Source organism: Ancylobacter sp. (genome assembly GCF_965249975.1).
Classification (GTDB): domain Bacteria; phylum Pseudomonadota; class Alphaproteobacteria; order Rhizobiales; family Xanthobacteraceae; genus Ancylobacter.
Genome location: NZ_CBDFNE010000004.1, coordinates 1 through 25,669 on the forward strand (window position 1 = coordinate 1; position 25,669 = coordinate 25,669).

Here is a 25,669-nt window from a genome sequence, read left to right on the forward strand (position 1 = left end):
GTCCTCGGACAACTGCGAAGCAAGCTGGTCTTTAGAAATAGCTTTGATGCCGTGTGGCGGGTCTCTCAAAACCGCCACGCCCCCACGCACCGCCGCTCGGGTTGCACACCCGGACGGAGCCCGGTTCGTGTTTAGAGTTCCATGGGGTGGGTATCGAAGATGAGAACGATCAAGTGTCTTAAGGGCATTCGGTGGATGCCTTGGTGCTGAGAGGCGATGAAGGACGTGGTACGCTGCGATAAGTCACTTGGGGAGCTGCGAACGAGCTTTGATCCAGTGGATTTCCGAATGGGGAAACCCACCTTCGACCTTCCGTATTGTGGACTCTGAAGTCTTGGACCTTCGGAGCGATCCCGAGTCTTGAGGTCTTTGGAATTACGGTTGGTCATGATGAAGGTATCAAATCCTGAATACATAGGGGTTTGAAGCGAACCCGGGGAACTGAAACATCTAAGTACCCGGAGGAAAGGACATCAACAGAGACTCCGTCAGTAGTGGCGAGCGAACGCGGACCAGGCCAGTGCCTGAATGTGCGAGTTTAGTCGGAATCGGTCTGGAAAGCCGAGCCTTAGTGGGTGATAGCCCCGTACACGTAATGCAAGCATTCATCCTCGAGTAAGGCGGGACACGAGAAATCCTGTCTGAACATGGGGGGACCACCCTCCAAGCCTAAGTACTCCTCAGCGACCGATAGCGAACAAGTACCGTGAGGGAAAGGTGAAAAGCACCCCGACAAGGGGAGTGAAAGAGTTCCTGAAACCGGATGCCTACAAACAGTAGGAGCCCAAGGTTCGTCCTGGGTGACTGCGTACCTTTTGTATAATGGGTCAGCGACTTAGTCTGGCGAGCAAGCTTAAACCGATAGGTGTAGGCGCAGCGAAAGCGAGTCTGAACAGGGCGTTCAGTTCGTCGGATTAGACCCGAAGCCGAGTGATCTAGCCATGAGCAGGTTGAAGGTGCGGTAACACGCACTGGAGGACCGAACCGGTGCCCGTTGAAAAGGTCTCGGATGACTTGTGGCTAGGGGTGAAAGGCCAATCAAACTCGGAAATAGCTGGTTCTCCGCGAAAACTATTTAGGTAGTGCCTCGCGTGAATACTCCAGGGGGTAGAGCACTGGATGGGCTAGGGGGATTTACCATCTTACCAAACCTAACCAAACTCCGAATACCTGGAAGTACTGCGCGGGAGACAGACGGCGGGTGCTAACGTCCGTCGTCGAGAGGGAAACAACCCTGACCTACAGCTAAGGCCCCCAAGTCGTGGTTAAGTGTGAAAGGATGTGAGAGTCCGAAAACAACCAGGAGGTTGGCTTAGAAGCAGCCATCCTTTAAAGAAAGCGTAACAGCTCACTGGTCTAGGATTCTTGCGCCGAAAATGTAACGGGGCTCAAACCACGCGCCGAAGCTTAGGGTTTGCCTTCGGGCAAGCGGTAGCGGAGCGTTCCGTAAGCCTGCGAAGGAGGACCCGTGAGGGCCTCTGGAGGTATCGGAAGTGCGAATGCTGACATGAGTAACGACAAACAGTGTGAGAGACACTGTCGCCGAAAGTCCAAGGGTTCCTGCGTAAAGCTAATCTGCGCAGGGTTAGCCGGCCCCTAAGGCGAGGCCGAAAGGCGTAGTCGATGGGAATCAGGTGAATATTCCTGAGCCTGTGGGTAGTGACGAATCCCGTGTGTTGTCAGACGAATTGGTTCTGTTCTGGCTTCGAAGGGGTTCCAGGAAATAGCTCCCACAACATAGACCGTACCCGAAACCGACACAGGTGGACTGGTAGAGTATACCAAGGCGCTTGAGAGAACTATGCTGAAGGAACTCGGCAATTTACCTCCGTAACTTCGGGATAAGGAGGCCTCCATTCTGGGCAACCAGTGTGGAGGGGCACAGACCAGGGGGTGGCAACTGTTTAGCAAAAACACAGGGCTCTGCGAAATCGCAAGATGACGTATAGGGTCTGACGCCTGCCCGGTGCCGGAAGGTTAAGAGGAGAGGTGCAAGCTTTGAATCGAAGCCCCGGTAAACGGCGGCCGTAACTATAACGGTCCTAAGGTAGCGAAATTCCTTGTCGGGTAAGTTCCGACCTGCACGAATGGCGTAATGACTTCCCCGCTGTCTCCAGCATAGACTCAGTGAAATTGAATTCCCCGTGAAGATGCGGGGTTCCTGCGGTCAGACGGAAAGACCCCGTGCACCTTTACTGCAACTTTGCACTGGCATTCGTGTCGGTATGTGTAGGATAGGTGGTAGGCTTTGAAGCGAGGGCGCCAGCTCTCGTGGAGCCATCCTTGAAATACCACCCTTATAGATATGGATGTCTAACCGCGGTCCGTCATCCGGATCCGGGACATTGCATGGTGGGCAGTTTGACTGGGGCGGTCGCCTCCCAAAGAGTAACGGAGGCGCGCGATGGTGGGCTCAGACCGGTCGGAAATCGGTCGTCGAGTGCAATGGCATAAGCCCGCCTGACTGCGAGACTGACAAGTCGAGCAGAGACGAAAGTCGGCCATAGTGATCCGGTGGTCCCACGTGGACGGGCCATCGCTCAACGAATAAAAGGTACGCCGGGGATAACAGGCTGATGATGCCCAAGAGTCCATATCGACGGCATCGTTTGGCACCTCGATGTCGGCTCATCACATCCTGGGGCTGGAGCAGGTCCCAAGGGTTCGGCTGTTCGCCGATTAAAGTGGTACGTGAGCTGGGTTCAGAACGTCGTGAGACAGTTCGGTCCCTATCTGCCGTGGGTGTAGGAATATTGAGAGGATTTGTCCCTAGTACGAGAGGACCGGGATGAACGTACCTCTGGTGGAGCTGTTGTGGCGCCAGCCGCAGTGCAGCGTAGCTATGTACGGACGGGATAACCGCTGAAAGCATCTAAGCGGGAAACCCACCTCAAAACGAGTATTCCCTTGAGAACCGTGGAAGACGACCACGTTGATAGGCCGGGTGTGTAAGTATGGCAACATATTGAGCTTACCGGTACTAATCGTTCGATTGGCTTGATCGTTCTCATCCTCGATGGCCATCCCATCAAGGATCAAAGACATCCAAAGACCAGGCGCAAACGCGCCGACCCAATAATAGGGTCCTTGCTTCGCAAAATGCTGTGCTTCGCCGGCCTGGTGGCCATTGCGAGGAGCCCCAACCCGATCCCATCCCGAACTCGGCCGTTAAACTCCTCAGCGCCGATGGTACTATGTCTCAAGACCTGGGAGAGTAGGTCGCTGCCAGGCCTGCTAAGCACAGCAAAAAAGCTTCTTCACAACCCAAGAAAACCCCGCCCGTGAGAAATCACAGGCGGGGTTTTCGTTATGCGAGCGCTGCTGACATAGCGGCGACGCGCCCCGACGAGAGCCGACGCCCCTCGCGGACGGGCGACGAGGCGCGGGCAATGCCAAAGGCCACATCCGCTGGGCCGCACGACGTGCGAAAGCCAGCGGCTGCGCCGCCGGCCTGAGGCATGACGACCAAGGAGACGCGGTCTCATCCGCGGGTCCTGAGCCGGGTCACCACCACGCGGAACCGGCGCCCTTCCGCGCCGGGCGACTTCCCCTCCACGTCCTTCTCGCTCGGCGGGGGAACGCCACATGACGCAGATCGGCTGCGGCGGGCCCTTCGCCTCCCGCTTTTGCTCTCTGGGGCTCTCACTGCCGCGCCTGAACACTTGGCCGTCCCATCCCCAAACGCTCAGCGCCAGTCCGGCCATCACCTGCAGAGGCTGCAAACCCACGCGCCGGCACCCGTTTCATCTGGGACGCGCGCCCGCGAGGGGCGGCGGGCGACGCAACAAAAAGGGCGCGCCGTGGTTCACACGACACGCCCCAGTCGGGCCTTTGGGAGAGCGGTCGTCCGTTCGCGGCGAACGACGAATAGCCGGCTTATTTGGGCGCGATCTATACCGCCTTCTTGAACTTCGCCGCTTCTTCCGAGCCACCGGTCGCGTTGCCCTTGGAATAGGAATGCGCGCCGACGCCGGCGAGGTTGCCGCCCTGGACGATGAGATATTCGTCGCGGATCGGCCGTCCCTCGAAGAAGCATTCAAGGATTTCCCGCGTGCCGGCGGCGTAGCGGGTCTGGGCGGTGAGCGAGGTGCCGGACATGTGCGGCGTCATGCCGTTCCACGCCATGGTGCGCCAGGGGTGATCGGCCGGCGCCGGCTGCGGGAACCAGACATCGCCGGCATAGCCCGCGAGCGTGCCGTTCTCCAGCGCCCGGGCAATGGCGTCGCGGTCGCACAGCTTGCCGCGCGCGGTGTTGACGATATAGGCGCCGCGCTTGAACAGCTTCAGCGTTTCCTCATTCACCATATGCTCGGTCTCGGGATGCAGCGGGCAGTTCAGCGTCACCACATCGCAATGCGGGTACATGTCGGTGGGCGAGGCGTGCCAGGTGAGGTTCAGCTCCTTCTCCACCGACTCAGGCAGGCGGTGACGGTCGGTGTAGTGAAGCTTCACGTCGAACGGCGCGAGACGGCGCAGCACAGCGAGGCCGATACGGCCGGCGGCGACGGTGCCGACGCTCAACGCTTCCAGATCGTAGGAGTGCTTCACGCAGTCGGCTATGTTCCAGCCGCCCTTGCGCGCCCAGTCATGCGCCGGGAGATAGTTGCGCACCAGGCCGAGGATCATCATCACCACATGCTCGGCGACGCTGATCGAGTTGCAATAGGTGACTTCCGCAACGGTAACGCCGCGATCAATAGCCGACTGAAGGTCGACATGGTCGGAGCCGATGCCGGCGGTGAGCGCCAGTTTGAGGTTCTTCGCCTTGGCAAAGCGCTCGGGCGTGAGATAGGCCGGCCAGAAGGGCTGGGAAATGACGATGTCGGCGTCCACCAGTTCCTTCTCGAACACCGAATCCGGGCCGTCCTTGTCGGAGGTCACCACCAGTGTATGGCCGTTGGATTCGAGATATTTGCGCAGGCCGAGCTCGCCGGAAACGCTGCCCAGCATCGTGCCCGGGGTGAAATCGATCGCCTTCGGCGTCGGCAGGGTCTGGCCGCCGGGGTAATGGTCGATCTTCGGCAGGTCGTCGCGGGCATAGGTGGTGGGGTAGCCGTCGATCGGGTCATCGTAGAGAACGCACAGAACCTTCGCCATCGGGCCATTTCCTCGCTTGGGGTTGAGCGGGGACGTTGCCGCCGCGTCACGCGGCAGAGCCTGCCTGCCGGCCGGGCCGGCGTCTCATGTCTGCAGGGTGGCCGGTGCGGGGTGACAGTCCCGAAACGGCGCGGCGGTCGTCCTTGTGCCGGGCGGCGCGGGGTGATCGGCCCCGCCTCTCGCCGGCCCGCCGACACTGGCCCGCGGGCGACGGCGCTTCAAATTGAAAGCGGTGAACAATTGATAGACGGCGGATATGAAGGTTCGCGCCGCCGGCCGCCTCTCGTCCGGGGCTGGGGCGAGAGCGGCCGTCCCGGACCGCCGCTCTGGTAGCCGCATCTGCGGTGTGATGCGTTGCGTGCGAGGCGGGCTTCGGCGTGGGCGACGAAACGCGTGGGGGGGGGGGGGGGCGGGGCGCGTCCGCCGCGCTGTGAGCCTGCCGGCGTGCTGCAACGGTTTGAAGAGACGTAATTTCTATCGCAGAACCGTCCTGCGCCCGGCAGGAATTGCCTCAGCTGAACAGGCCTTCCAGCGTCCCTTCACGCGCCAGCTTCTGTGCCAGCCGGTGCAGCGCGCCGGCCACCGGGCTCAGCGGGTCGCGCTCGGAGAGCACAAGGCCGATCGGCTGCACATGCACCGGGTCCACCAGCGGCACGGCGGCGAGATCGACGCCGTCGCCCAGTCCGCGAAAGCTCGCCTCCGGCACCAGGCTGTTCCACGGCCCGCGCCGCACGAAAGACCACACGCCCATGAAGGAATTGGTCTCGATGACCGGGGCGGAGGCGAGGCCGGCCTCGGCCATCACCTGGTCGATGATGCGGCGGTTCTGCATGTCGGGGGTGAGCAGGCACAGAGGCTGCGCCGCCGCCTCCGCCCAGCGCAGGCTGCGCCGGCGGGCGAGCGGCTCGTCGGGGCGGGTGATGAAGACATAATGCTCGCGGTAGAGCGGCACGCGGCGCACGCGGTTCAGCGGCTCATTGTCGAGATAGGTGATGCCGGCGTCGAGTTCCATCGCGTCGAGCCCGCGCTGGATCGCCGCCGAGGAGAGGGTGAGCATCTGCACCTTCACCCCGGGATGGCGGTCGCGGAACGGGGCGAGCAGGGCCGGGGCGGCGGCGGTCGCGGCGGGAATGGCGCCTACGCGCAGCGTGCCGGTTATGCTGCTGCCGGTCTCCACCTTTTCCTGCTTCAGGCTTTCATAATCGGCGGCGATCTGCCGGGCCCAGCCGAGCACCCGCTCGCCTTCCGCGGTGAAGCCGAGAAAGCGATGGCCGCGCGCGACGATGGGCACGCCCAGTTCCTGCTCCAGCTTGCGGATGCCGGCGGACAGCGTCGGCTGGGTGACATGGCAGGCGGCCGCCGCACGGCCGAAGTGCTTCTCGCGGGCCAAAGCGACGAGATAGTGCATCTGCCGCACGAACATGGGCGGTTCCAAAGCTCCTCAAGGGCGCGGCATGGGCGTCCCGGCCCCGCTATTTCCGCTCGGATACAGCAGACATATAGGCGGAAAGCCGGCGGCGAAAGGCCTTCGGCTTTTCCGCAAACAGACGGGCGTGCAGCAACTGGGCGGAATGGGCGAGCTTGCCCTGCCGCGCGGCGATGGCGGCGAGCAGCGGGGCGCACCAGGCCGGGCGCCGGCCGGCGCGGGCAGGCTGCGCCTCGGCGAGCGTGCGCAGCACGGCGAGATCGTGATGCTTGCCGAGCTTGTCGCGCAGCCGCTGCAATTCGTCGACCCAGAACTGGCCGAGTGCCGGCCAATCGGCGATCACCAGCTCCATCTGGTAGCGCTGGGCGATCACATCCTTGCGCAGCTCATGCAGGCTGTCGTCGTCGGCGGGGTCGACCGCGCGGCCGGCGCGGCGCGCCTTGGCATAGGAGCGGGCGAGGGCGGTACACAGCGCGTCGTCACCTAGCGCGGCGCCGAGCCGGGGCAGCGCCTCGGCCAAAGCCGCCATCTCCGCCTCCAGCGCCGCGCGATGCACGCCGACGCCATCGCCCTGCGGCGCCGGCGCGTCGGTGCTGGCGAGAGCGCGGCCGGCCGCGCGGCGGGTGGCCTTGGCAAGGCCCGCCTTGGCGACGAGATCGTCCAGCGCGTCCTCCCGCGCCGCCGCGTCGCGGGCCTGGGCGAGATGGCGCGCGGTTTCCGCCAAAGCGCGCCGGGCGGCGCGGGCGCGCTGGGAAACCGTGCGCGCGCGGGCGGCCTCGGCGAGCCGCAACAGCGCCCGCAGCCGCTTGAAGCCCTTGCGCACCCCATGCACCGCCGCTTCCGGATCGCTCAAAGCAAGTGCGTCGCGGGCCTCGGTGAAGGCGTCCTCCAGGGCCAGCGCCAGGCGCGTGGGCGGCGTCCCGTCCGCCGGAGCGGGGCTATCCACCGTTGCCGCAGCGCTGTCCGAAACCTTCTCCACGATGAAACACCTTTCCAAATCAGCCTGTTAGGTGCTTTCTCAACGCCCGAGACGACGATAGGGTGACAAAAAGATAGCCCGGACCCCTTTCATTTGGCCATGCGGATTGCTAGATAGCCGCCATCGGCAAGACGCCACGGCGACTTCCCGTCTCTGACGCGGGGTGGAGCAGCCCGGTAGCTCGTCAGGCTCATAACCTGAAGGCCGCAGGTTCAAATCCTGCCCCCGCAACCACTAAGACGACAAAACCCGCAGCCTCGGCTGCGGGTTTTGTTTTTCGGGCGGTCCGCCCTCCGCCGCGTGGCGACCCGCCCGCTGCGTTGACGGCCGGGCGCCCGCGCCCGCCCGCAGCCGGACCGTCTCGCATGCCCGGATCTGATGGTTGCATGCCCGAAAAGCATTGCCGCTACGGCATTTAGCTCCGGTAGTCTCCAGCATTCCCGATCGCCGGGTGCGATGGGTCGGAAGGAGATCAGATCATGCGGCAGGTCGAGGTAGCGGTCATTGGCACGGGCTGGTGCGGCGGGATCCGCGCCGAGACCCTTTCGCGATCGGCACTGGTGGACAAGCTGCACATCTGTGACATCCGGCCCGAGCGGCTCGAGGAGGTGCGCACCCTCACCAACGCGGCGACGGCGACCCTCGACTATCGTGACATCGTCGAAAACGACGCCATTCGGGTGGTCTACATCTCGACCACGCCCGAGAGCACGCACTACCCGATCGCCCGCGACTGTCTCAAGGCCGGCAAGCATGTCCTGCTGGAGAAGCCGATCGCGATGGAGCTGTGGGAGGCGAATGAGCTGATCGAGCTGTCGAACCGCAACGGGGTGAAATTCACCATCGGCTATTCGCAGCGCTTCAACCCCAAGATCGCCTACGCCAAGAAGCAGATCGCCGAGGGGACTCTGGGCCGCGTGGTCAATGTGATGGTGTCACGCCATTTGTCGCGCAGCCTCGGCAAGAAGATCGCCTCGCGGGTGAAGCTGTCGCCGGCCGCGATGGAATCGACCCACGACCTCGATTTCGTGTTCTGGCTCCTGGAGCCGGCCAAGCCTGTCCGCGTCTATTCGCAGGGCGCCTATGGCTACATGCAGGCCGTCAACGGCTCCTATGACTGCATGTGGTCCACCGTGACCATGGATAATGGCATGCTGGTGGTGATCGGCGGCGGCTGGAACCTGCCGCCGGCCTATCCCAACTATTGCGGCACCTGGATCGAGATCACCGGCACCGAGGGCGCGCTGATCCTCGACGACACGCAGCGCGACAATTGGCTGAGCACGGTAAGCGGGGGCACGCGCTTCCCGATGTCGACCATGCCGGGCGAGCAGGTCGATCACGTATTTGCCGGCCAGATGGGACCGGAGACGCTGCATTTCCTTGAATCGGTGCTGCTCGACCGCGCGCCCATGGTGGCGCCCGAGCATGCCCGCATGGTGATGGAGAGCTATCTGGCGGCCGATCTCTCGGCGGCGGTCAACGAGCCGGTGGACCTGCCGCTGTCGAACCGCTCCATCGCCCAGATCAACGATCTGAAAGCGGCGATGATCGCCGCTTCCTGACCTTCAGCAAAGCGATGCCGTCAAGCGACCGGCGCCCGTGGCGCCGGTCGTTTCATGTCACGCCGTCGCCGGGCGCGTGCCGCTCCGGCGGGCCTGACTCGACCGCCGGAAGGCCAGAACCACGGTGATCAAGGCGATCAGCAGCAGGCCCATCGTGATCGGCCGGGTCAGCATGAAGCTGAGATCGCCGCCATGGATCACCATGGCCCGGTTGAGATTGGATTCGACGATCGGACCCATGACGAAGGCGAGCACGATCGGGATCACCGGCATCTGGATCTTTTCGAACCAGAAGGCGACCGCCCCAAGCATCAGTGCCATGATGATGTGCGGGGTGTAGGTCTGGTCGGCGAACACGCCGACGGTCAGAAGGATCAGCACGAACGGGCCGAGAATGTAGCGGGGAATCTGCGCGACCAGCGCGAAGACCCGGATACCCGCCATGCCGACGAGCAGCATCAGCAGCGCCGAGGCGATGAGGCCGACGAAGACCGCCATCACCAGCAATCCGTTCCGCTCGAACAGCAGCGGGCCGGGCACCACGCCCTTGGAGATCAGCAGGCCGAGCAGGATCGCGATGGCGCCCGATCCCGGCACACCCAGTGCCAGCGAGGGGATGAGCGCGCCGGCGACGATGGCGTTGTTGGCGGTTTCCGGCGCGGCGACGCCTTCATCGCAGCCGGTGCCGAATTTCTCCGGGTGCTTGGAGACGCGGCGCTCCTCATTATAGGCGACGATGGAGGAGACGGTGGCGCCGGGGCCGGGTATAGCGCCGATGGCCGTGCCGATCACCGTCGCGCGCAGCATGGTCGGCGAGAGCTTCTTCATCTCCTTCCAGCCGACACGGTTCTTCTCGCGATCCGCGCCCTTGAGCGACTGCAGGTCGAGCCCCGCCTCGCTCTTGCGCGCCATCAGCAGCCGGAACGCTTCCGGCATCGCCATCAGGCCGGTGATGACGACGATCAGCGGGAGGCCTTCCATCAGCGATTCCAGGCCGAAGGTGAAGCGCAGGCCGGCGAAGCCGGAACTCCCGATGGTGGCGAGGAACAGGCCGATGCCGGTGGCGACGAAACCCTTCACCGGGCTGTTGCCGAAGAACGAGCCGATCATCGACAGGCCGAACACGCCGACCGCGAACATTTCGCTGGGGCCGAACTGAAGGCCGACCCAGGCGAGGCCCGACGCGGCGAACAGGAAGATCAGGCTGGACGCGATCGAGCCGACCACGCCGGTGTAGAGCGAAATCTTGAGCGCGCGGGCCGCCTTGCCCTGCTGGGCCATGGGGTAGCCATCGAGCAGCGTGATCGCCGCCGCGGCGGTGCCGGGCGTGCGGATCAGGATGGCCGGAATCGAGCCGCCATATTCCGCCGCCGCATAGATCGAGATGAAGAACAGCGCTCCCGCTTCCGGCGACATGAAGAAGGTGAAGGGGAACATCAGCGCCAGCGCCTGCGCCGCGCCGAAGCCCGGAAGGGCGCCCAGCACCGTGCCGACGACGACGCCGGCCAGCATGATCAGGATATTGGTCGGCGACAGGACCAGAAGCGTCGCCGGGATCAGGTTGTCGAGTAGAACCTCCATCGCGGCCTCCTCAGAAGGTGATGTAGCTGGGCAGGAAGGCCAGCGGGATCGACACGCCGAGGGCCAGCACGAAGACGAGATAGATCGTCAGCATGGTCGCGACGGCGGCGACGGCGCTCATCGCGGGGGAGTCCAGCCGCGGATAGAGCAGTGCGAAGGTGATCGCCACGCAGGTGACCTCGAAACCGACCGTATCGAGGCCGACCGCGAACAGCGCGCCTGCGCCGATGGCGAGGGCGAAATCGCGATACTCGAAGACGACCGGTGCGGCCTCCGCTTCCGCTTCGGGCGAGCCGGGATCGTGCCGGCGGCCTCCCCGGCCGAGATAGAGACGGCCGAGCCAGAGCAGGGCGAAGGCGCCGGTGAAGAGCAGGATGATGCGGGGAATGAAGCCGGGGCCGGGATAGCCGCGCATGGGCGAGGGCGGCAGGCTCAGGCTGTTGACGAACAGGGCGATGACGGCGGCGAGAACCACGAGGGCGGTGACCACCTCCGCGACGCCGCGATTGATATTGACGATGCCACGCTCTTCCATAGCGATGCTCCCTTGAATCGGGGCCGTTGACAGGCCGTCCGCGCCCCTTGGCCGGGCGCGGACAGAAGGTCGTGGCTCAGAGAATGCCGTTCTGCTGCATGAAGGTGCGGTAGCCCTGAAGTTCGTCGTCGAACGACTTCTTCAGCTTCGCGCCATCGGTCTCGAACGCCTTTTCGACATGCGGGCTGTTCTTCAGATATTCCGCATATTCCGGCCCATCGACCACCTTCTGGAAGGCGGCGCGCACCTTGGCCTTCACGTCGTCGGGGGTGCCCTTCTTGACGAAGATGCCCTGCCATTGATGCGAGATCGGGTAGATGTAGCCGAGCTCCTGAATGGTGGGCACATCGGGCATTTTGGGCGAGCGCGTCTCGTTGAGCACCACCAAGGTGCGCAGCTTGCCGGCTTCCTGATGCGGCATGATCTGCCCGATCGTGCCGAGCCCCGCCGGCACATGGCCGCCGAGCAGGTCGCGGATCGCGTCGCCCGAACCCTCATAGGGAATGTGGTTGACGTTGGCGCCCGCCGCCGTGAAGGCGGAGAGGATGTGCTTGTGGTGGATCGAACCGATCTTGTTGCCGGCGACGCCGATGCTGCCCGGCGCCAGCTTGGCGGCGGTGACCAGTTCACCGAAGGTCTGGTACTTGCTGTCCGAGCGGACGGCGAGCGCGTAGACGAACTTCTCGACCTTGACCAGGAATTCGAAATCATCCGGCTTGGCCGAGAAGGTCGGCAGGTTCATGTAGCCCGAGAAGCTCGCGCTGGCGTGCAGCAGCGTGTAGCCATCCGCAGGGCGGCTCATGACATAGACCGCCGCCTCATTGCCGGAGCCGGCGCCCTTGTAGACCACGTTCACCGGCTTGCCGATCACGTCGGGCTTGGAGAGCACCTGCGCCATGAGCTGGCACCATTGCGCCGCGGTGGAGCCGGGCGAGGTCGAGCAGACAAGTTCAATCGGCTTGGTGGGATAGGCCTGCGCCTGCGCCGCCGGGGCGGCGGCGACAGACAGCATCACGGCCGCAAGGCCGGCGGCGAGTTTGATCATGTGGTTTCCTCCCAGGTTTTGGCCGCGCGGTTTTTGTGCGCTTGCCGGCCCGCGCGCACCGGCGCGGTGCGGGCGGTCGAGAAGAGACGCGGGTGTTGGCGCAGCCGCGTCTCCCGGGCGATCAGGCCTGCATCAGGCCTTGGGCTCGAAGCCCTTCTCATAGAAAGCGCCGGTGTTCTTGCCGTCGGCGGCGACACCGGCAATGCCGAAGGACAGATCCTTGGCGACAAAGAAGATCACGTCTTCGTCCGGCAGGGCGACGGTGGAATGGATCTTGTTGGCGGGAAAGAAGATCAGCGTGCCGGGACCGGCGATCCGTTCCGGCTCGCCTTCGATGTTCACGCGCAGCCGCCCCTGGATGACGTAGTTCCACTGCTCATTAGGGTGTGAATGCGGCCGGGCGCCCGTGCCGCGCGCCTTGCGCATCAAGCCGACCTGCGTGCGCTCGCCTTCGACCACCGGACCGATGGCGGTGCTGTAGGTCGGGCCGGCTTCCATCTTGTCGAGGGTGAGCAGGTCGAAAAAATAGGCGCCTTCGCCGGCTTTCACCGCGCCTTCGTTCTTGGTTTCACGCGACATGGCGGCTTGTGCGGACATGTGTGGCTTCCTCCCGTTGCAGTCCCGCCGGCCCGTTCTCGGTTTGCCGTGTCGGGATCAAGGTCCGGACGTGTTGAGCGCACGCTCCAGGCAGAAGGGTGCGCCATGCCGGATCAGATTAACATATGAACGATGTTTGAACATTTTCCACAAGTCAATAAATTCCGACGAATTGTCGAATTGTCGCCTGGAGGTGCCGCTCCGGCCTTGGTGCCGGTCCAGCATCCATGCCCTTTCACTATGTCCCAATGGCGAAAGAGCATTTGCGCGGCCTGGAAACGCATGGTCCGCTCACCCTCAACAACAATGATTGAACGGGTGGAAACCATGAGGAACATGGACGACGACGCCATCAACGCGCGTCCGCAGGCCGATGTCTGCGCCGCAACGGCAGAGGGAGCGCGGTGATGCGTCGCCCGTCGCCCAAGGGTATCGGCCTCGCCATCGTCGGTGCCGGACGTGTCGGCCTGTTTCGCGGCGCCGTCGCCGCGCGCCATCCGGCGGTGGAGTGGATCGGCCTCGCCGAGATCAATCCCGAACGCGGCCAGCGCGTCGGCGCCGAGATCGGCGCCGACTTCATCACCACCGATCATCGCGAATTGCTCAAGCGGCCCGAGGTGACGGCGGTGATCGTCGCCACCGACGAGCATCTGCATGTCGATCCTGTCATGGCGGCGCTTGAGCGCAACCTGCCGATGCTGATCGAAAAGCCGCTCGCCACGCATCTCGACGATTCCCTGCGGGTGCTGCGCGAGATCGAGAATGCCGGTGTCGACGCGGTGGTGGGCTATACCCAGCGCTTCCGCCGGCGCTGGCTTGCCGCGAAGGAAAAGGTGCGCACGGGAGCGCTCGGCGACGTGACCATGGTGACGTCCCGCGCCTTCATGAACCGGCTGGTCGCCATCGACAATTACCGGCGCTCGGATGCGCCCAAGACCATCTCGCCGATGGTGATTTCCGGCACCCACGCCCTCGATATCGTCATGTGGTACCTGGAGGCGAAGACCCCGGTCGAGGTCTATGCCCGCTCGGTCGACAAGGTGCTCGGCAGCGACTGGCAGGGCATCGACGGCACGGCCGGCATGATCATGATGAGCGACGGCTCGGTCTATCACCTCGCCATCTCGTGGGCGCTGCCGGTGACCTGGCCTGGCGCGGTCTACAGCCTCGAGGTGGGTATTGTCGGCACCACCGGCGTGCTCACCATCGATGACACCCATCGCGATATCGTGCTGGCGGTGTCGGCGCCGCAGGAAGAAGGCTATCTGCCGGACAAGACCCGGCTCGTCGACTTTATGGGCAGCTATCCGCCGGGCGACATGGCCCTTGGCGAGCTGCGCGGCCCGATGCGCACCGAGACGGAATCCTGGCTCAACCGCATCGCGCTCGACCTTCCGACCCAGCACGCGACCGCGGCCGAGGCCCATAACCGGCTCATGCTGACCAAGGCGCTCGATCTTTCCGCCAAACTCAAGCGTCCGGTGAAGCTGCCGCTCGAAGTGGAAGGCGAGCGCGAGATGATGCGTGAGGCCGTCATGGCCTGAAAGTGCCGTGCCTGACATCGCCAAAGCGAGCCGGCGTCAGCCAGAACAATAAGCGGCGCGGCTATCCTGGGAGGGAACGATGAACACGTCCGTCACGCGCCGTGCCGTGAATTCCTTAGCCGTGTGCGCGGCCGCCGCACTCGCCGTCGGCCTGGCCACCCCGCGTCCCGCCTCGGCACAATCCGACTATCCGAACCAGCCGATCACGCTGATCGTGCCCTTCGCGCCCGGTGGCGCGTCGGACTTTGCGGCCCGGCTGCTGCAGCCGCGGCTCTCCGAGATCCTCGGTCAGCAGATCGTCATCGAGAACCGTGACGGCGCGGCCGGCAATGTCGGCATGGACTTCGCCGCCCGGGCCAAGCCGGACGGCTACACGCTGTTCCTCGGCAATGTCGGCACGGTGTCGATCAACCCGTCGCTGTTCTCAAGCCTGCGGGTGAAGCCGCTGCAGGACTTCATCCCGATCTCCATCGTCGCCGACACGCCCGGCCTGCTGATCGCCAACCCGCAATTCCCGCCGAACAACGTCAAGGAACTGGTCGAGTATGTGAAGGCCCGCCCCGGGCAGGTGAACTTCGCCTCGCCCGGCACCGGCTCGGTGAACCGGCTGGAGATGGAGGCGTTCCGTCGCGAAGCGGGGCTCGACATGATCCATGTCCCCTATAAGGGCGGTGCCGGCCCGGCCACGGCCGATGTGATGGGCGGCCATGTCAGCTTGATGTTCGTGACCATCTCGTCCGGCATCAACCATGTGAAGGGCGGCCGGCTCAAGGCGCTGGGCGTTTCCACCAAGGAACGCGTGTCGCAACTGCCCGACGTGGCCACCATGACCGAGCAGGGCTTCCCCAAGAGCGTGTCCTCGTCCTGGCAGGGCATTCTGGCGCCGGCCGGCACGCCGCAGCCGATCATCGACAAGCTGCATGCCGCCATCGTCGAGGCGATGAAGGATCCGACCATCAAGGCGCGCATGGCGGATGCCGGCGTCAGCGCAGTGTCGAGCCCCAGCCCGGCCGACTTCAAGGCCTATATCCAGGCCGATGCCGACAAATGGAGCGCCGTCATCAAGGATATCGGCGCCAAGGCCGATTGATGTCCCACCGGCGAAGGTGCCGCGCCCCCGGCGTCGGCCCCTCGTCGCTCCGACCGATCCTCCCCCCTCGACGCGGCCATGACGCTGCGACGAACCATCCATTGGGGTTGTGCATGGACATCAGGATTTCCTCCGATTTCGTGACCGGGCTGTTCTTCTGCGCCCTCGGCGCGGTCGCCATGATCATCGGTTCCGACTATCCCATCGGCACCGCGGCCCGCATGGGTGCCGGCTATTTCCCGTTGATGATCAGCTGCGGGCTGATCCTGCTCGGCGGCATCCTCGTCCTGCGGTCCTTCCTTACCGAGACCGAAGAGGTCGGGTCCATCGACTTCCGGCCGCTGGGGCTGCTGATCGTCAGCATCCTGCTGTTCGGCCTGCTGATCGAGGACTGGGGTTTCCCGGTCGCCGGCCTGGTGGTCGTCATTGGCGCGCGCATCGCCGGCAAACACTACAGGCCGCTGGAGACCGGGCTGCTCGCGGTCGGGCTGGTCGGTTTCTGCCTGCTCCTGTTCTCCTATGGGCTGGGCCTCCATCTGCCCGCCACGCATCTGTGGTGAGGGGCGGTCATGGAACTTTTCAACGATGTCTTCCTCGGTTTCTCGGTAGCGATGACGCCGGCGAACCTGGTCTATGGTTTTCTCGGCGTGCTGCTTGGCACGATCATCGGCGTGTTGCCCGGCCTCGGGCCGGTGGCGACGATCTCGATCCTGCTGCCGGTCACCTTCGCGCTGCCGGCGCCGGCGGCGCTGATCATGCTCGCCGGCATTTACTACGGCGCGCAATATGGCGGCTCGACCACGGCGATCCTCGTCAATCTTCCCGGCGAAAGTTCCTCGGTGGTGACGGCCATTGACGGCTACCAGATGGCCCGCAAGGGACAGGCCGGGCTGGCGCTCGCCACCGCGGCGCTCTGTTCCTTCATCGCCGGCACGCTGGCGACCGTCGTGATCGCGGTGGCCGCACCGGCGCTGGCGGAGGTGGCGCTCGATTTCGGGCCGGCCGACTATTTCTCGCTGATGCTGTTCGGCCTGGTGGCGGCCGTGATCCTTGCGCACGGATCGGTCGTCAAGGCGGTGGGGATGATCCTTGTCGGCATCCTTTTCGGAACGATGGGCATTGACGCGAATACCAGCCTGGAGCGCTATACGTTCGGCGTTCCCGCTTTTGCCGATGGCATCGACTTCGCCGTGATCGCCATGGGCATGTTCGGCATCGGCGAGACGATCTCGAACCTCACGCAGAAGGACGAGGAGCGCAGCTTCGTGAAGGAAGTGCGCGGGCTCTGGCCGCGCTGGGCGGATTTCCGCCGCTTTGTGCCGCCGGCCCTGCGCGGCACCCTGCTCGGTGGCGCGCTCGGCCTGCTGCCGGGCGGCGGGCCGGTGCTGGCGTCGTTCTCCACCTATGCGCTGGAGAAGAAGCTGTCGAAGACCCCCGGCGAATTTGGCAAGGGCGCCATCGCCGGCGTCGCCGGGCCGGAGGCGGCCAATAACGCTGCAGCGCAGACGGCCTTCATCCCCATGCTGACGCTGGGCCTGCCGTCGAGCGCGGTGATGGCGCTGATGATCGGCGCGCTGATGATGCAGGGCCTGTCGCCCGGCCCGCAGCTCATGACCCAGCGTCCGGATCTGTTCTGGGGCCTCATCGCCTCGATGTGGCTGGGCAATCTCATGCTGGTGGTGCTCAACCTGCCGCTGGTCGGCATCTGGGTGAAGCTGCTCTCGGTGCCCTACCGCATGCTCTATCCCGCCATCATGCTGTTCTGCTGCATCGGCGTGTACAGCATCAACAATAACGCGCTCGATGTGGTGCTGGCGGCGGTGTTCGGTGCGTTCGGCTATCTGATGAAGCGCCTGCATTGCGAGCCGGCGCCCCTGCTGCTCGGCTTCATCCTCGGCCCGATGATCGAGGAAACGCTGCGCCGCGCGCTGCTGATCTCCCATGGCGACCCGATGGTCTTCGTCCAGCGGCCGATCAGCCTCAGCTTCCTGGTGCTGACGGTGCTGCTGCTGATCGTGCTGGTGGCGCCGATGATCCGCATGACGCGCCAGCGTGCCTTCGAGGAGAGCGCGGATTAGGAGCCGCTCTCCGGCTCAAACGACAACGGCCGGGCAGGGAGCCCGGCCGTTTTGCTTTGGGAGGCGAAAGGGAAGTCAGGCGACGCCGGCAAGAGTCCGGCGCTGCGGCGCCGCCCAGTGCGAGGCGTTGGTGTCGGGGAGCGCGCTGAAGAGGCCGCGCTGGGCCAGGGCGTCGATTTCGGCGCGCAGCAGTCCCATCACCGCATGCGCCGCCGGGCTGACCTTGTCGCCGACATGCGAGAGCATGATGGTGCGGCTGAGATTGACGCCGCCAACCGCCAGCCCGGTGAGCTGGCCTTCGTCGATCTCCTTGCGAAAGGTCGAGATCGGCATGATCGAGGCGCCACGCCCACGCAGCAGCATCCGCCGAATGGCTTCCACCGCGTCGATCTCGCAATCCACCTCGACGCAGACGCCGTGCGAGGCGAGCTGTTCGTCGACCAGCGCGCGGATGCCGCGCGTGACCAGCATGGGGGTCGAGGCCAGCTCATCCAGCGTCACCACCGGCGAGACACCGCGCTGCTGGCGCGGCATCACCACGACGATCGGCTCGGTCAGCACCGCCGTGAAGCGCAGCGCACGGTTCGGCGGCGGGTTGGTGAGCAGGGCGAGATCGACCTGGGCATTGACCAGATCGACCTGCAGCCGCCGGGTGAATTCCTCGACGATGGTGAGGTTGATTGCCGGGTAGGTCGCGATACAGCGCTCGATGAGGCCGGGGGCGAGAAGCGAGGACAGGGTCGGCGAGATGCCGACCACCACCTTGCCCGACACGCCGTCGCCGCCAATGTTCATCTCCTGCGCGGCATGCGCCACTTCCTGGAGGATGCGGCGGCTGTGCTGGAGGAAACGACGACCGGCGAGGGTGAGCTGCACCCCGCGTGGCAACCGGACCAGGAGCTGGGCGCCGATCTCGGTCTCGATGCGCTGGATATGCCGGCTCAGCGCCGGCTGGACGATACCGAGATCGCGGGAGGCGCGTGTGATGCTGCCAAGTTCGGCAACGCGCACGAAGGCTTCGATGCTACGCAATTCCATGGCGTCTTCCTCCGGGAAGGGCACCTGTTGTTTTGTGGCGCGCCCTTCGTGCTGAACGCAAATCCTCTCACGCGGGCGAGGGAACCCGAAACACTCGCAGGGCGATGGCAAGCATCGAGTAGTAGCCGAGCAATCCGGTCAACTCGATCACCGTGCGACGGCCGAAGCGCGTCACCGCCGCCGCGAACAGATCGTCCGGCACGTCCTTGTGCTGGTAGATCGCGGCGGAAAAATCATGCACCAGCGCGGCGTCGTCATCCGTGAAATCCGGACGGCGTCCGCCGGCGAGCGCCTCGATCTCGAATTCCGGCACCCCGGCCTTGCGCGCCTCGCCGGCATGCACGCCAAACTCATATTCCGCGCCCCAGAAGGAGGCGGTGGCAAGGATGGCGAGTTCCGAGAGGCGCGGCGACAGGCCGGTGCGATAGCGGCAGAAGGCGCCGACCGCCTGCGCGGTCTCGGCCAGTTCCGGGCTCTCGACATAGATGTGGAAGGGCGCCGGCACCGCGCCGGCCCTCGGACGGCCGATGGCATCGAAAATGCGCAGCTGCTCGGCGTCGAGATCGGCGGGGTTCAGTTCGCGGTAGCGCGGGGGAGTGCCGGTCTGGCTGTTCATGTCACCTCCTCAGGCGCTGGCGGCGAGGGAGGGACGGCCGGACGGCGCGGCGGCCTCGACCGCGACCGGCATGTTGGTCGCCACCGAGCGGCAGATCGCTTCGAGCACGGCGATGTTGCCGATCTTCTGCTCGTCGGTGAACACATAGGGCGCGCCGGTCTCGATCGAGCGGGCGAAGGCTTCGAGATTGGCGCGCACCGTGTCGGTCCACTCATATTCGCGCACGTCCCGCCGTCCGTCCTTGTGCTGGATGGTCAGCGTCGTCGGGCCCGGCGTGTCGGGGTGCGTCTGGTTGCGCGCCTCGACCCAGGCCTCGGTCCCGAACACGGTGATGCCGATATAGAGCGGCGTCACCAGAATCGCGTTGAGATAGCCGGTGGCGCCGGAGGCGAAGCGCGTGTGAACGGAGACCACATCGCCATTCGGCCGGTCGGTCGCCCGCGTCGAGGTCGCGGCATAGACCTCGCTGATCGGGCCGAACAGTTCGAGAAAACCGTCGGTCAGATGAATGCCCATGGCGGTCATGCCGGCCGCGGGAGCGTCCACGGTGGAGGCCCGCCAGTCGGTCTTCGGCACGGAAGCGAGCTTGTCGTGGCTGAAATTCGCCTCGACATGCATGATCGTGCCGAGCGCGCCGGACTGTACCAGCTCCTTGATCTGCAGCATGGCGAGCTCATAGCGGCGCTCATGCCCGATGCCGAGCCGGACACCTGCGGCGCGGCAGGCGGCGACCGAACGTTCGGCGTCGGCACGTGTCAGCGCCAGCGGCTTCTCGCAGAACACATGCTTGCCCGCCTGCGCGACCATGGCGACCTGCGCGGTGTGCAGCGAATGCGGGGTGCACAGGATCACCGCGTCGATCGAGGGATCGGACAGCACGTCGTCCCAGTTCGTGGTGAGCGGGACGCCATGCTCGGCGGCAAAGGCGGCCTGCGCGTCCGAGGTGTCCATGGCGGCGACGATGCGGAGCTGGTCGGAATCCGCCATGCGGCGGATCATGTGCTTGCCCCACCAGCCAAGGCCGGCGATTGCGGCGCGGATCATATGGTCCTCCCCTGCCGCCTTGCCCGGCGGCTTTTGATCTTGAGAATGCTATTCGGCGGCTGCGGAATGGCGCCCGGCATTGACTGCCGGCATCACTTTCTCCGCCATCAGCTCAAGGGAACGTATGGCGAGCGGTTTGTCCGCCCAGTCATGGCCGGCATAGAGCAGGGTTCCGAACGGGCCGACCTCATCCTGAAACGCGGCGAGTTCGTCGGCAACCTTGTCCGGCGTGCCCCAGATGACGAGATCGGACAGCACGCTGTCGACCGTCACCGAGCTGTCCGGCGCGTTGGGGTCGCGCTTGAACAGGTTCGCCCGGCCATTGCTCACCAGCTTGGTCGCCAGCGAGTTGTAATAGGCATAATAGGGGCTGCCGGGCTCGGTCGCGTAGCGCTTCGCCGTGGCAAGATCATCGGCGACGAAGATGCTCTTGGCGACGCGCCAGTTGGCGGGGTCGGCCGGCCGGCCGCCCTTCTCGCAACCCTCGACATAGCGCGGCCAGTGGGTCTTTACCCAGCACGGCAGCAGGAAGTTCGCCGAGATCGGGTCCCAGCCGCGTTGCGCGGCCTCGGTCACGCCCTTGGAGAACGGCGCGACCGCGGTGACGACGATGGGGGGGTGCGGCGATTGATAGGGCTTGTGCATCGCCCCCTGTCCGAGCGCGGGGATGTAGGTGCGCTCGGTGGTGATGTTCCAGTACTTGCCTTCGAGCCTGTAGGGCGGCTCACCCGACCAGATGGCGAGGATGTGGTCGATGGCCTCGACGAACATCTCGGTACGGTTCTTGTCGAGATTGCCGAACACTTCGGCGTCGGACAGCAGGCCGCCCGGGCTGATGCCCATGAGATAGCGGCCCTTGGCCATATGATCGAGCATCGCCACCTCGCCGGCCACGCGCGCGGGATGCTGGTTCGGCAGGTTGATGGTGCCGGAGCCGAGCTTGATGGTCTTGGTCTCGTTCAGCAGCCAGGCGATGAAGATGAGCGAGGAGGTGATGGTCTCGGCGCCGTCGGTCACATGCTCGCCGAAAAAGCCTTCGCAGAACCCCAGCTTCTCGGCGATGAGGCAGAATTCCCGATCTTCCTGCAGCGTCTCGCTCAGCGGACGGTGCAGCGGGTGGATCGGCATGGTGAAAAAGCCGAGTTTCATGATGCGCGTTCCCGGTTCGCGACAGCGTTGTTCGCGGTGGTGTCATGGGCCGGCGTGTCGGCCGGCAGAGTGGCGGCGCTGCAAAGGGCGCCGGTGGCGAAAATCAGCGGTTCACCGTCGCGATGCGCGGCGCGCAGCACCCGGCCGAGAAAGATCAGATGGTCGCCGGCCTCGATGATCTGCTCGGTGCGGCACTCGAAACGGGCGATCGCTTCCTCGATCAGCGGCGCGCCGTGATCACCGATGCGGTGCGCGACGGTTTCGAACTTGTCCGGCTGCGGCGTCGCGAAATGCCGGCACAGATGCTTCTGATGGGTGCCGAGGACATTGACCGCGAAATGGCCCGCCATCGTGAAGTTCGCGAGGGAAGGCGCCTGTCGGCGCAGGCTCCACAGCACCAGCGGCGGGTCGAGCGAGACCGAGGAGAAGCTGTTGGCCGTCAGCCCTTCGAGCTTTCCGTCGGCCGTGCGCGTGGTGACGATGGTGACCCCGGTGGCGAAGCGCCCGAGCGCCCGCCGGAAATGACCATGATCGTCGCTGGACCGGAAATCGATGACATGTTCGCTCATGAGGACGACGTTAGAACGGTCGTGCTCGCTGTAGAAATGATATGATATGCTCGCCTCCATCAGGAAACATAATGGCGATGAGCGAGACCCTGCGGGATATCCGACTGTTCGTGGCGGCCTATGAGGAGCGCTCCTTCACCGCCGCCGCCGAGCGCGAGAACGCCACCCAGTCCGGCGTCTCGCAGCACATCCGCAAGATCGAGGACCGCTTCGGGGTGAAGCTGTTCGCGCGCGGTGGCGGCACCGTGCAGCCGACACCGGCCGGCGAGAGCTATTACCGGCACTGCATCGAGCTGTTGCGGCTCAACGAGGCGGCCAATCGCTCGGTGGGCCGGTTCGGTACCGGTCTGGACGGCGAGATGGTGGTGGGACTGATGCCGACCATGACCCGCTCCGTGCTGGCCCCGGCGCTCGCCCGCTTCGTCGCGTTGCATCCCAATGTCGTGGTGCGCGTGACCGAAGCCTATTCGGCGATCCTGACCCAGCAGGTGCGGGCCGGCGAGCTCGCTTTCGCCATCGTGCCGGCCTCGACCGCGACGGTGGGCGTGAAGACCACGCGGTTCGCCTATACGCCGGAAGTTCTGGTCTCGGCGGTGGACGCGGAGCGGGAGCATATGCGGCCGGTGCGGCTGGCCGATCTCGGCCCCTTGAAAGTAGTGGTGCCGAGCGCGCAGAACGCCCGGCGCGCCAGTATCGAGACCTATCTCGCCTCGAACGGCGTCGCGGTGGAGCAGCGGCTCGAACTCGATGCCATGATGGGCACGCTGGACTTCGTCGCCTCGACCGACTGGGTGGCGATCCTGCCCGGGCTGATGATGGCGCAGGAGGTCGAATGGTCGGCCGGAGCGCAGGCCATGCGCCGCTTCACCGTCAACCCGATCGACGATCCCCCGCTCGGAATCGACCTTGTGCAGATCGAGCCGGCGCGGCGGTCGCTGGAGCCGGCCGCCGCGGCCTTTCTCGACATTCTCGCGCAGGAAACGGCGCGGATCGGCCGGGTCTGGGGCGAGCGCGCCGGGCTCTATGGGGTCGCCGGCGCGTCGTCGTGACGGCCGGTTCTCCTGCCGTCCGCGGCCGTGAACGCACCGCTGTGGTTCGCTTTGGCGTCAGCCCTGGCGGAAAGGATGACGTTCCTTCATACGCGGCGGGCGAGCGGGGGAATGGCGAGATCGGCGGCGAGCGTGTCCAGCTGCTGTTGCAGCGCCGCTGGCATCGGAACGCCATCGCGGGCGCGGGCCTCACGCAGCGCGGCGCGGCGGTCGCCGGGAATGCGCACGCCGTCCGTGCCGGGCAGGGGAGTGTCGTTGCGCAGCTCATCAAGCTGGGTCGCCAGCAGCGCCGCGAAGGCATCCGGCGGCATGAAGCGGCCGACATCCAGCGCCAGGATGAAATGGCCGGTATTGGTTTCGGTGGAGGAATCGGCGTTGAAATCGACCACCTCGCTGCCGAAGGCCGCCCCATTCAGCGTGCCCGCGAGCAGGCCGAGCATCAAGGCGAGGCCAGAGCCCTTATAGCCGCCGATCGGCAGCAGCAGACCCTCGCCGCTGCGCTTGGGGTCGGTGATGGCGCGGCCATCGGCCTTGCTGACCAGCCAGCCCTCGGGCATCGGAACGTCGTTCAACAGATGCTTCTTCACCGTGCCATAGGAGACGACGGTGGTGGCGATGTCGAGCAGCACCGGCGGCTTGCCCTCGCCGGCGGGAATGGCGATGGCGAGCGGGTTGGTGCCGAGCAGGGACGAGGTGCCACCCCAGATCGCCATGTGGTTGGAGCTCGCGACCACCGAGTAGATGCCGACCATGCCGCGCCTTGCCAGCATGTCGACATAGAGCGAGGCCGGGCCGGCATGGTTGGAACGGCGCACGCCGACCCAGGCGACGCCGATCTCGCGGGCTATCGCCACGGCGGTATCGGCCGCGGTCGACATCACCAGGTGACCCATGCCGTTATCGCCGTCGACCAGCGCGACGCCGGGGGCGGATCGCGCGACGGAAATGGTCGGGGTGGGATTGACCGCACCACCCTTTAGCCGCCTCACATATTGCGGCAGGCGGAAAATGCCGTGGCCGTCGGCACCGGTCAGGTCGGCCTCGACCATGAGGGTCGCCACGCGCTGCGCGTCCGTGGCCGGCAGGCCGCACACCTCCATCGCGTCGGCGATCAGACCTTCAAGGGCGGCGGGGGGAAGAGTGGCAGGGGCGCCGGAATCCGGCTTCACGGCGGCGTTCATTGGGGCGTACCTGCGGAAGGGGTTTTCGGGCCTGCCGAATGTTCGGAAGCGATGGAGCGGGTCTCGCCGCTTGCCGTCAGGGTGCGGGTGGCCTCGACATCGGCATAGGTCCAGAAGATGGCGAGCGGCGCGCTGTCCGAGGCGTTGCGGAAGCGGTGCGGCACATCAGGGGGAATCCAGGTCGTGTCGTGCTGCGACAGCTGATAGGTGACGCCGTCGATCTCGAACTCCGCGTCGCCTTCGAGGATGATCACGCTCTCCTCGCAATTATGGCTGTGCAGCGGGATGGCCGCGCCCGGCCCGAAGCGGGTGATGCCGTTCAGCAGCTTCTGCGAGCCGATCTCGGCGGTTACGAGCCGGACGGTGCGGGCACCGCCACCACGCTCGGTCACGGGCAGGTCGTTCGGGCGCAGGATGGCGGGAGCGGATGGCTGCGTGCTCATGCGTTCACCGCCTTGCGGGTCTGCGCGTCGAGACCGAACCAGCCGGCGGCGGTGCGGCCAAGGATCGTGGTCTCGTCCGCTTTCGACAAGCCGGCGGCGCGGACCTGCCGGGCCCCTTCCAGCGTGCCCATGTCGAACGGGTAGTCGCTGCCCAGCAGCACATGATCGGCGCCGAACGTATCGGTGAGATAGCGCAGCGCCGGGCCGAAATGGGTCAGCGTGTCGAAATACAGCCGGCGGATCGAGACTTCCGGGCTCTCGCCGATGAAGCGCCGGCATTCCGGCCGCTCCTTCCAGCCATGAATCATGCGGCCGGTCTGGAACGGCAGGAAGCCGCCGCCATGCACCAGGCAGATTTTCAGGTCGGGGTAGCGCTCCAGCACGCCGCCGAACACCAGCGAGGCCGCGGCGATGGTGGTTTCAAGCGGGTTGCCGATCAGGTTCTTGAGATAGAACGCGTTGGTGCGGTCGGCGGCCGCGGTCTTCTGCGGATGGATCAGCAGGAAGGCGCCGAGTTCCTCGGCGGTGGCCCAGATCGGCTCCAGCGCCGGGTCGTCAAGGTTCCTGCCTTCGATGTGCGAGCCGATCTGCGCGCCTTTCAGCCCCAGCTTGGTCACGGCGCGCCGCAGCTCGTCCGCCGCGCGGGCGGGATCCTGCATCGGCAGGGTGGCGATGCCGAGGAAGCGGGTCGGGTGGCGCCGTACCAGATCGGCGATCGCCTCGTTCTGGATCTGGCACAGCGCGGCGGTGAGCGCCGCCTCGCGCTCGTAAAGGAAGGTCTGCGGGCAGTTGGAGAGCACCTGCAGATCGAAGCCGGCATGATCGAGATCGGCGAAGCGCCGGTCGAGATCCCAGCCGCCGCGCGGGAATGGCCGCTGCACGATGTCGCCGACCTTCAGGACGCCGCCCTCCTCATCGACCTCCGAGAGTGTCGGCCCGATCTCGGGCGCCTCGCGCCGCATGCGAGCCATCATGTCCTCGGTGAGGATATGGGCGTGAACGTCGATGACGGGAGCGGCAGGCGCGAGAGAGGTCATGCTGAT

General features: G+C 65.3%; 21 protein-coding genes, 1 tRNA gene and 2 rRNA genes. 9 read left to right on the forward strand and 15 right to left on the reverse strand.

What is annotated here, in order from left to right; translation table 11 throughout:
• The first annotated feature begins 167 nt into the window (after window positions 1–167).
• Window positions 168–3,005: ribosomal RNA gene (locus ACP2AH_RS04615) — 23S ribosomal RNA — on the forward strand.
• A gap of 111 nt (window positions 3,006–3,116) precedes the next feature.
• A 5S ribosomal RNA gene (gene rrf / locus ACP2AH_RS04620) occupies window positions 3,117–3,231 on the forward strand.
• 660 nt (window positions 3,232–3,891) lie between these two features.
• On the opposite strand, the gene ACP2AH_RS04625 is transcribed toward rrf, so the two are convergent.
• From ACP2AH_RS04625 to ACP2AH_RS04635, 3 genes are all read right to left on the reverse strand, one after another.
• Window positions 3,892–5,097 (reverse strand): NAD-dependent formate dehydrogenase, encoded by a 1,206-nt coding sequence (locus ACP2AH_RS04625; RefSeq protein WP_425104734.1) that lies wholly within the window; start codon window positions 5,095–5,097, stop codon window positions 3,892–3,894.
• 511 nt (window positions 5,098–5,608) lie between these two features.
• On the reverse strand, window positions 5,609–6,520 hold the full coding sequence (locus ACP2AH_RS04630; RefSeq protein WP_425104735.1) for a LysR family transcriptional regulator: 912 nt from the start codon (window positions 6,518–6,520) through the stop codon (window positions 5,609–5,611).
• 49 nt (window positions 6,521–6,569) lie between these two features.
• Window positions 6,570–7,502 (reverse strand): CHAD domain-containing protein, encoded by a 933-nt coding sequence (locus tag ACP2AH_RS04635; protein WP_425104736.1) that lies wholly within the window; start codon window positions 7,500–7,502, stop codon window positions 6,570–6,572.
• Window positions 7,503–7,659: 157 nt separating this feature from the next.
• Here ACP2AH_RS04635 and ACP2AH_RS04640 point away from each other — a divergent pair.
• Together ACP2AH_RS04640 and ACP2AH_RS04645 are read left to right on the forward strand one after the other, a co-directional pair.
• Window positions 7,660–7,736 (forward strand) — tRNA-Met (locus ACP2AH_RS04640).
• 245 nt (window positions 7,737–7,981) lie between these two features.
• Window positions 7,982–9,067, forward strand: coding sequence for a Gfo/Idh/MocA family protein (locus ACP2AH_RS04645; protein ID WP_425104737.1), 1,086 nt, complete (start codon window positions 7,982–7,984; stop codon window positions 9,065–9,067).
• Window positions 9,068–9,124: 57 nt separating this feature from the next.
• Here the strand turns inward: ACP2AH_RS04645 and ACP2AH_RS04650 are convergent, their stop codons facing one another.
• The 4 genes from ACP2AH_RS04650 to ACP2AH_RS04665 all read right to left on the reverse strand — a co-directional run bounded on the left by ACP2AH_RS04650 (window position 9,125) and on the right by ACP2AH_RS04665 (window position 12,825).
• On the reverse strand, window positions 9,125–10,648 hold the full coding sequence (locus tag ACP2AH_RS04650) for a tripartite tricarboxylate transporter permease (RefSeq protein WP_425104738.1): 1,524 nt from the start codon (window positions 10,646–10,648) through the stop codon (window positions 9,125–9,127).
• Between the two features lie 10 nt (window positions 10,649–10,658).
• A complete protein-coding gene (locus ACP2AH_RS04655; protein ID WP_425104739.1) occupies window positions 10,659–11,183 on the reverse strand; it encodes a tripartite tricarboxylate transporter TctB family protein in 525 nt (174 codons plus the stop codon).
• Between the two features lie 76 nt (window positions 11,184–11,259).
• Window positions 11,260–12,228, reverse strand: a complete 969-nt coding sequence (locus tag ACP2AH_RS04660; protein WP_425104740.1) for a tripartite tricarboxylate transporter substrate binding protein — start codon at window positions 12,226–12,228, stop codon at window positions 11,260–11,262.
• Between the two features lie 132 nt (window positions 12,229–12,360).
• Window positions 12,361–12,825: a cupin domain-containing protein gene (locus ACP2AH_RS04665; protein ID WP_425104741.1), complete on the reverse strand. Its 465-nt coding sequence runs from the start codon at window positions 12,823–12,825 to the stop codon at window positions 12,361–12,363.
• A 407-nt stretch (window positions 12,826–13,232) separates the two neighbouring features.
• Here ACP2AH_RS04665 and ACP2AH_RS04670 point away from each other — a divergent pair, with 407 nt between their 5' ends.
• The 4 genes from ACP2AH_RS04670 to ACP2AH_RS04685 all read left to right on the forward strand — a co-directional run bounded on the left by ACP2AH_RS04670 (window position 13,233) and on the right by ACP2AH_RS04685 (window position 17,537).
• Window positions 13,233–14,369 carry a Gfo/Idh/MocA family protein gene (locus ACP2AH_RS04670; protein WP_425104742.1) on the forward strand — a complete coding sequence of 379 codons (1,137 nt, stop codon included), beginning with the start codon at window positions 13,233–13,235 and terminating at the stop codon, window positions 14,367–14,369.
• Between the two features lie 79 nt (window positions 14,370–14,448).
• Window positions 14,449–15,459 carry a Bug family tripartite tricarboxylate transporter substrate binding protein gene (locus tag ACP2AH_RS04675; protein WP_425104743.1) on the forward strand — a complete coding sequence of 337 codons (1,011 nt, stop codon included), beginning with the start codon at window positions 14,449–14,451 and terminating at the stop codon, window positions 15,457–15,459.
• A 113-nt stretch (window positions 15,460–15,572) separates the two neighbouring features.
• On the forward strand, window positions 15,573–16,019 hold the full coding sequence (locus ACP2AH_RS04680) for a tripartite tricarboxylate transporter TctB family protein (protein WP_425104744.1): 447 nt from the start codon (window positions 15,573–15,575) through the stop codon (window positions 16,017–16,019).
• Window positions 16,020–16,028: 9 nt separating this feature from the next.
• Complete coding sequence (locus tag ACP2AH_RS04685; protein WP_425104745.1) at window positions 16,029–17,537, forward strand: tripartite tricarboxylate transporter permease; 1,509 nt, start codon at window positions 16,029–16,031, stop codon at window positions 17,535–17,537.
• Between the two features lie 75 nt (window positions 17,538–17,612).
• On the opposite strand, the gene ACP2AH_RS04690 is transcribed toward ACP2AH_RS04685, so the two are convergent.
• From ACP2AH_RS04690 to ACP2AH_RS04710, 5 genes are all read right to left on the reverse strand, one after another.
• Window positions 17,613–18,575, reverse strand: coding sequence for a LysR family transcriptional regulator (locus ACP2AH_RS04690; protein WP_244450366.1), 963 nt, complete (start codon window positions 18,573–18,575; stop codon window positions 17,613–17,615).
• A 67-nt stretch (window positions 18,576–18,642) separates the two neighbouring features.
• Window positions 18,643–19,191 (reverse strand): carboxymuconolactone decarboxylase family protein, encoded by a 549-nt coding sequence (locus ACP2AH_RS04695; RefSeq protein WP_425104746.1) that lies wholly within the window; start codon window positions 19,189–19,191, stop codon window positions 18,643–18,645.
• 9 nt (window positions 19,192–19,200) lie between these two features.
• Window positions 19,201–20,235, reverse strand: a complete 1,035-nt coding sequence (locus ACP2AH_RS04700) for a Gfo/Idh/MocA family protein (protein WP_425104747.1) — start codon at window positions 20,233–20,235, stop codon at window positions 19,201–19,203.
• Window positions 20,236–20,283: 48 nt separating this feature from the next.
• Window positions 20,284–21,384: an LLM class flavin-dependent oxidoreductase gene (locus ACP2AH_RS04705; RefSeq protein WP_425104748.1), complete on the reverse strand. Its 1,101-nt coding sequence runs from the start codon at window positions 21,382–21,384 to the stop codon at window positions 20,284–20,286.
• On the reverse strand, window positions 21,381–21,953 hold the full coding sequence (locus ACP2AH_RS04710) for a flavin reductase family protein (RefSeq protein WP_425104749.1): 573 nt from the start codon (window positions 21,951–21,953) through the stop codon (window positions 21,381–21,383). Before ACP2AH_RS04710 ends, ACP2AH_RS04705 begins: the two co-directional genes overlap by 4 nt.
• A 77-nt stretch (window positions 21,954–22,030) precedes the next feature.
• On the opposite strand from ACP2AH_RS04710, the gene ACP2AH_RS04715 reads away from it, so the two are divergent.
• Window positions 22,031–23,002 carry a LysR family transcriptional regulator gene (locus tag ACP2AH_RS04715; RefSeq protein WP_425104750.1) on the forward strand — a complete coding sequence of 324 codons (972 nt, stop codon included), beginning with the start codon at window positions 22,031–22,033 and terminating at the stop codon, window positions 23,000–23,002.
• 86 nt (window positions 23,003–23,088) lie between these two features.
• On the opposite strand, the gene ACP2AH_RS04720 is transcribed toward ACP2AH_RS04715, so the two are convergent.
• The 3 genes from ACP2AH_RS04720 to ACP2AH_RS04730 are packed head-to-tail and all read right to left on the reverse strand — an operon-like array spanning window position 23,089 to window position 25,663.
• Entirely contained in the window at window positions 23,089–24,183 is a 1,095-nt protein-coding gene (locus ACP2AH_RS04720; RefSeq protein WP_425104751.1) for an Ldh family oxidoreductase, read from the reverse strand.
• Entirely contained in the window at window positions 24,180–24,626 is a 447-nt protein-coding gene (locus ACP2AH_RS04725; RefSeq protein ID WP_425104752.1) for a cupin domain-containing protein, read from the reverse strand. Before ACP2AH_RS04725 ends, ACP2AH_RS04720 begins: the two co-directional genes overlap by 4 nt.
• Window positions 24,623–25,663, reverse strand: coding sequence for an amidohydrolase family protein (locus tag ACP2AH_RS04730; RefSeq protein ID WP_425104753.1), 1,041 nt, complete (start codon window positions 25,661–25,663; stop codon window positions 24,623–24,625). The genes ACP2AH_RS04725 and ACP2AH_RS04730 overlap by 4 nt, the downstream gene beginning before the upstream one ends.
• Window positions 25,664–25,669: the final 6 nt, after the last annotated feature.

What these genes read in the sequence shown, in the direction of transcription:
- ACP2AH_RS04625 (WP_425104734.1), bottom strand. Translation starts at nt 5,097, where the DNA reads ATGGCGAAGGTTCTGTGCGTTCTCTACGATGACCCGATCGACGGCTAC.
- ACP2AH_RS04630 (WP_425104735.1), bottom strand. Translation starts at nt 6,520, where the DNA reads ATGTTCGTGCGGCAGATGCACTATCTCGTCGCTTTGGCCCGCGAGAAG.
- ACP2AH_RS04645 (WP_425104737.1), top strand. Translation starts at nt 7,982, where the DNA reads ATGCGGCAGGTCGAGGTAGCGGTCATTGGCACGGGCTGGTGCGGCGGG.
- ACP2AH_RS04650 (WP_425104738.1), bottom strand. Translation starts at nt 10,648, where the DNA reads ATGGAGGTTCTACTCGACAACCTGATCCCGGCGACGCTTCTGGTCCTG.
- ACP2AH_RS04655 (WP_425104739.1), bottom strand. Translation starts at nt 11,183, where the DNA reads ATGGAAGAGCGTGGCATCGTCAATATCAATCGCGGCGTCGCGGAGGTG.
- ACP2AH_RS04660 (WP_425104740.1), bottom strand. Translation starts at nt 12,228, where the DNA reads ATGATCAAACTCGCCGCCGGCCTTGCGGCCGTGATGCTGTCTGTCGCC.
- ACP2AH_RS04665 (WP_425104741.1), bottom strand. Translation starts at nt 12,825, where the DNA reads ATGTCCGCACAAGCCGCCATGTCGCGTGAAACCAAGAACGAAGGCGCG.
- ACP2AH_RS04670 (WP_425104742.1), top strand. Translation starts at nt 13,233, where the DNA reads ATGCGTCGCCCGTCGCCCAAGGGTATCGGCCTCGCCATCGTCGGTGCC.
- ACP2AH_RS04675 (WP_425104743.1), top strand. Translation starts at nt 14,449, where the DNA reads ATGAACACGTCCGTCACGCGCCGTGCCGTGAATTCCTTAGCCGTGTGC.
- ACP2AH_RS04680 (WP_425104744.1), top strand. Translation starts at nt 15,573, where the DNA reads ATGGACATCAGGATTTCCTCCGATTTCGTGACCGGGCTGTTCTTCTGC.
- ACP2AH_RS04685 (WP_425104745.1), top strand. Translation starts at nt 16,029, where the DNA reads ATGGAACTTTTCAACGATGTCTTCCTCGGTTTCTCGGTAGCGATGACG.
- ACP2AH_RS04690 (WP_244450366.1), bottom strand. Translation starts at nt 18,575, where the DNA reads ATGGAATTGCGTAGCATCGAAGCCTTCGTGCGCGTTGCCGAACTTGGC.
- ACP2AH_RS04695 (WP_425104746.1), bottom strand. Translation starts at nt 19,191, where the DNA reads ATGAACAGCCAGACCGGCACTCCCCCGCGCTACCGCGAACTGAACCCC.
- ACP2AH_RS04700 (WP_425104747.1), bottom strand. Translation starts at nt 20,235, where the DNA reads ATGATCCGCGCCGCAATCGCCGGCCTTGGCTGGTGGGGCAAGCACATG.
- ACP2AH_RS04705 (WP_425104748.1), bottom strand. Translation starts at nt 21,384, where the DNA reads ATGAAACTCGGCTTTTTCACCATGCCGATCCACCCGCTGCACCGTCCG.
- ACP2AH_RS04710 (WP_425104749.1), bottom strand. Translation starts at nt 21,953, where the DNA reads ATGAGCGAACATGTCATCGATTTCCGGTCCAGCGACGATCATGGTCAT.
- ACP2AH_RS04715 (WP_425104750.1), top strand. Translation starts at nt 22,031, where the DNA reads ATGAGCGAGACCCTGCGGGATATCCGACTGTTCGTGGCGGCCTATGAG.
- ACP2AH_RS04720 (WP_425104751.1), bottom strand. Translation starts at nt 24,183, where the DNA reads ATGAACGCCGCCGTGAAGCCGGATTCCGGCGCCCCTGCCACTCTTCCC.
- ACP2AH_RS04725 (WP_425104752.1), bottom strand. Translation starts at nt 24,626, where the DNA reads ATGAGCACGCAGCCATCCGCTCCCGCCATCCTGCGCCCGAACGACCTG.
- ACP2AH_RS04730 (WP_425104753.1), bottom strand. Translation starts at nt 25,663, where the DNA reads ATGACCTCTCTCGCGCCTGCCGCTCCCGTCATCGACGTTCACGCCCAT.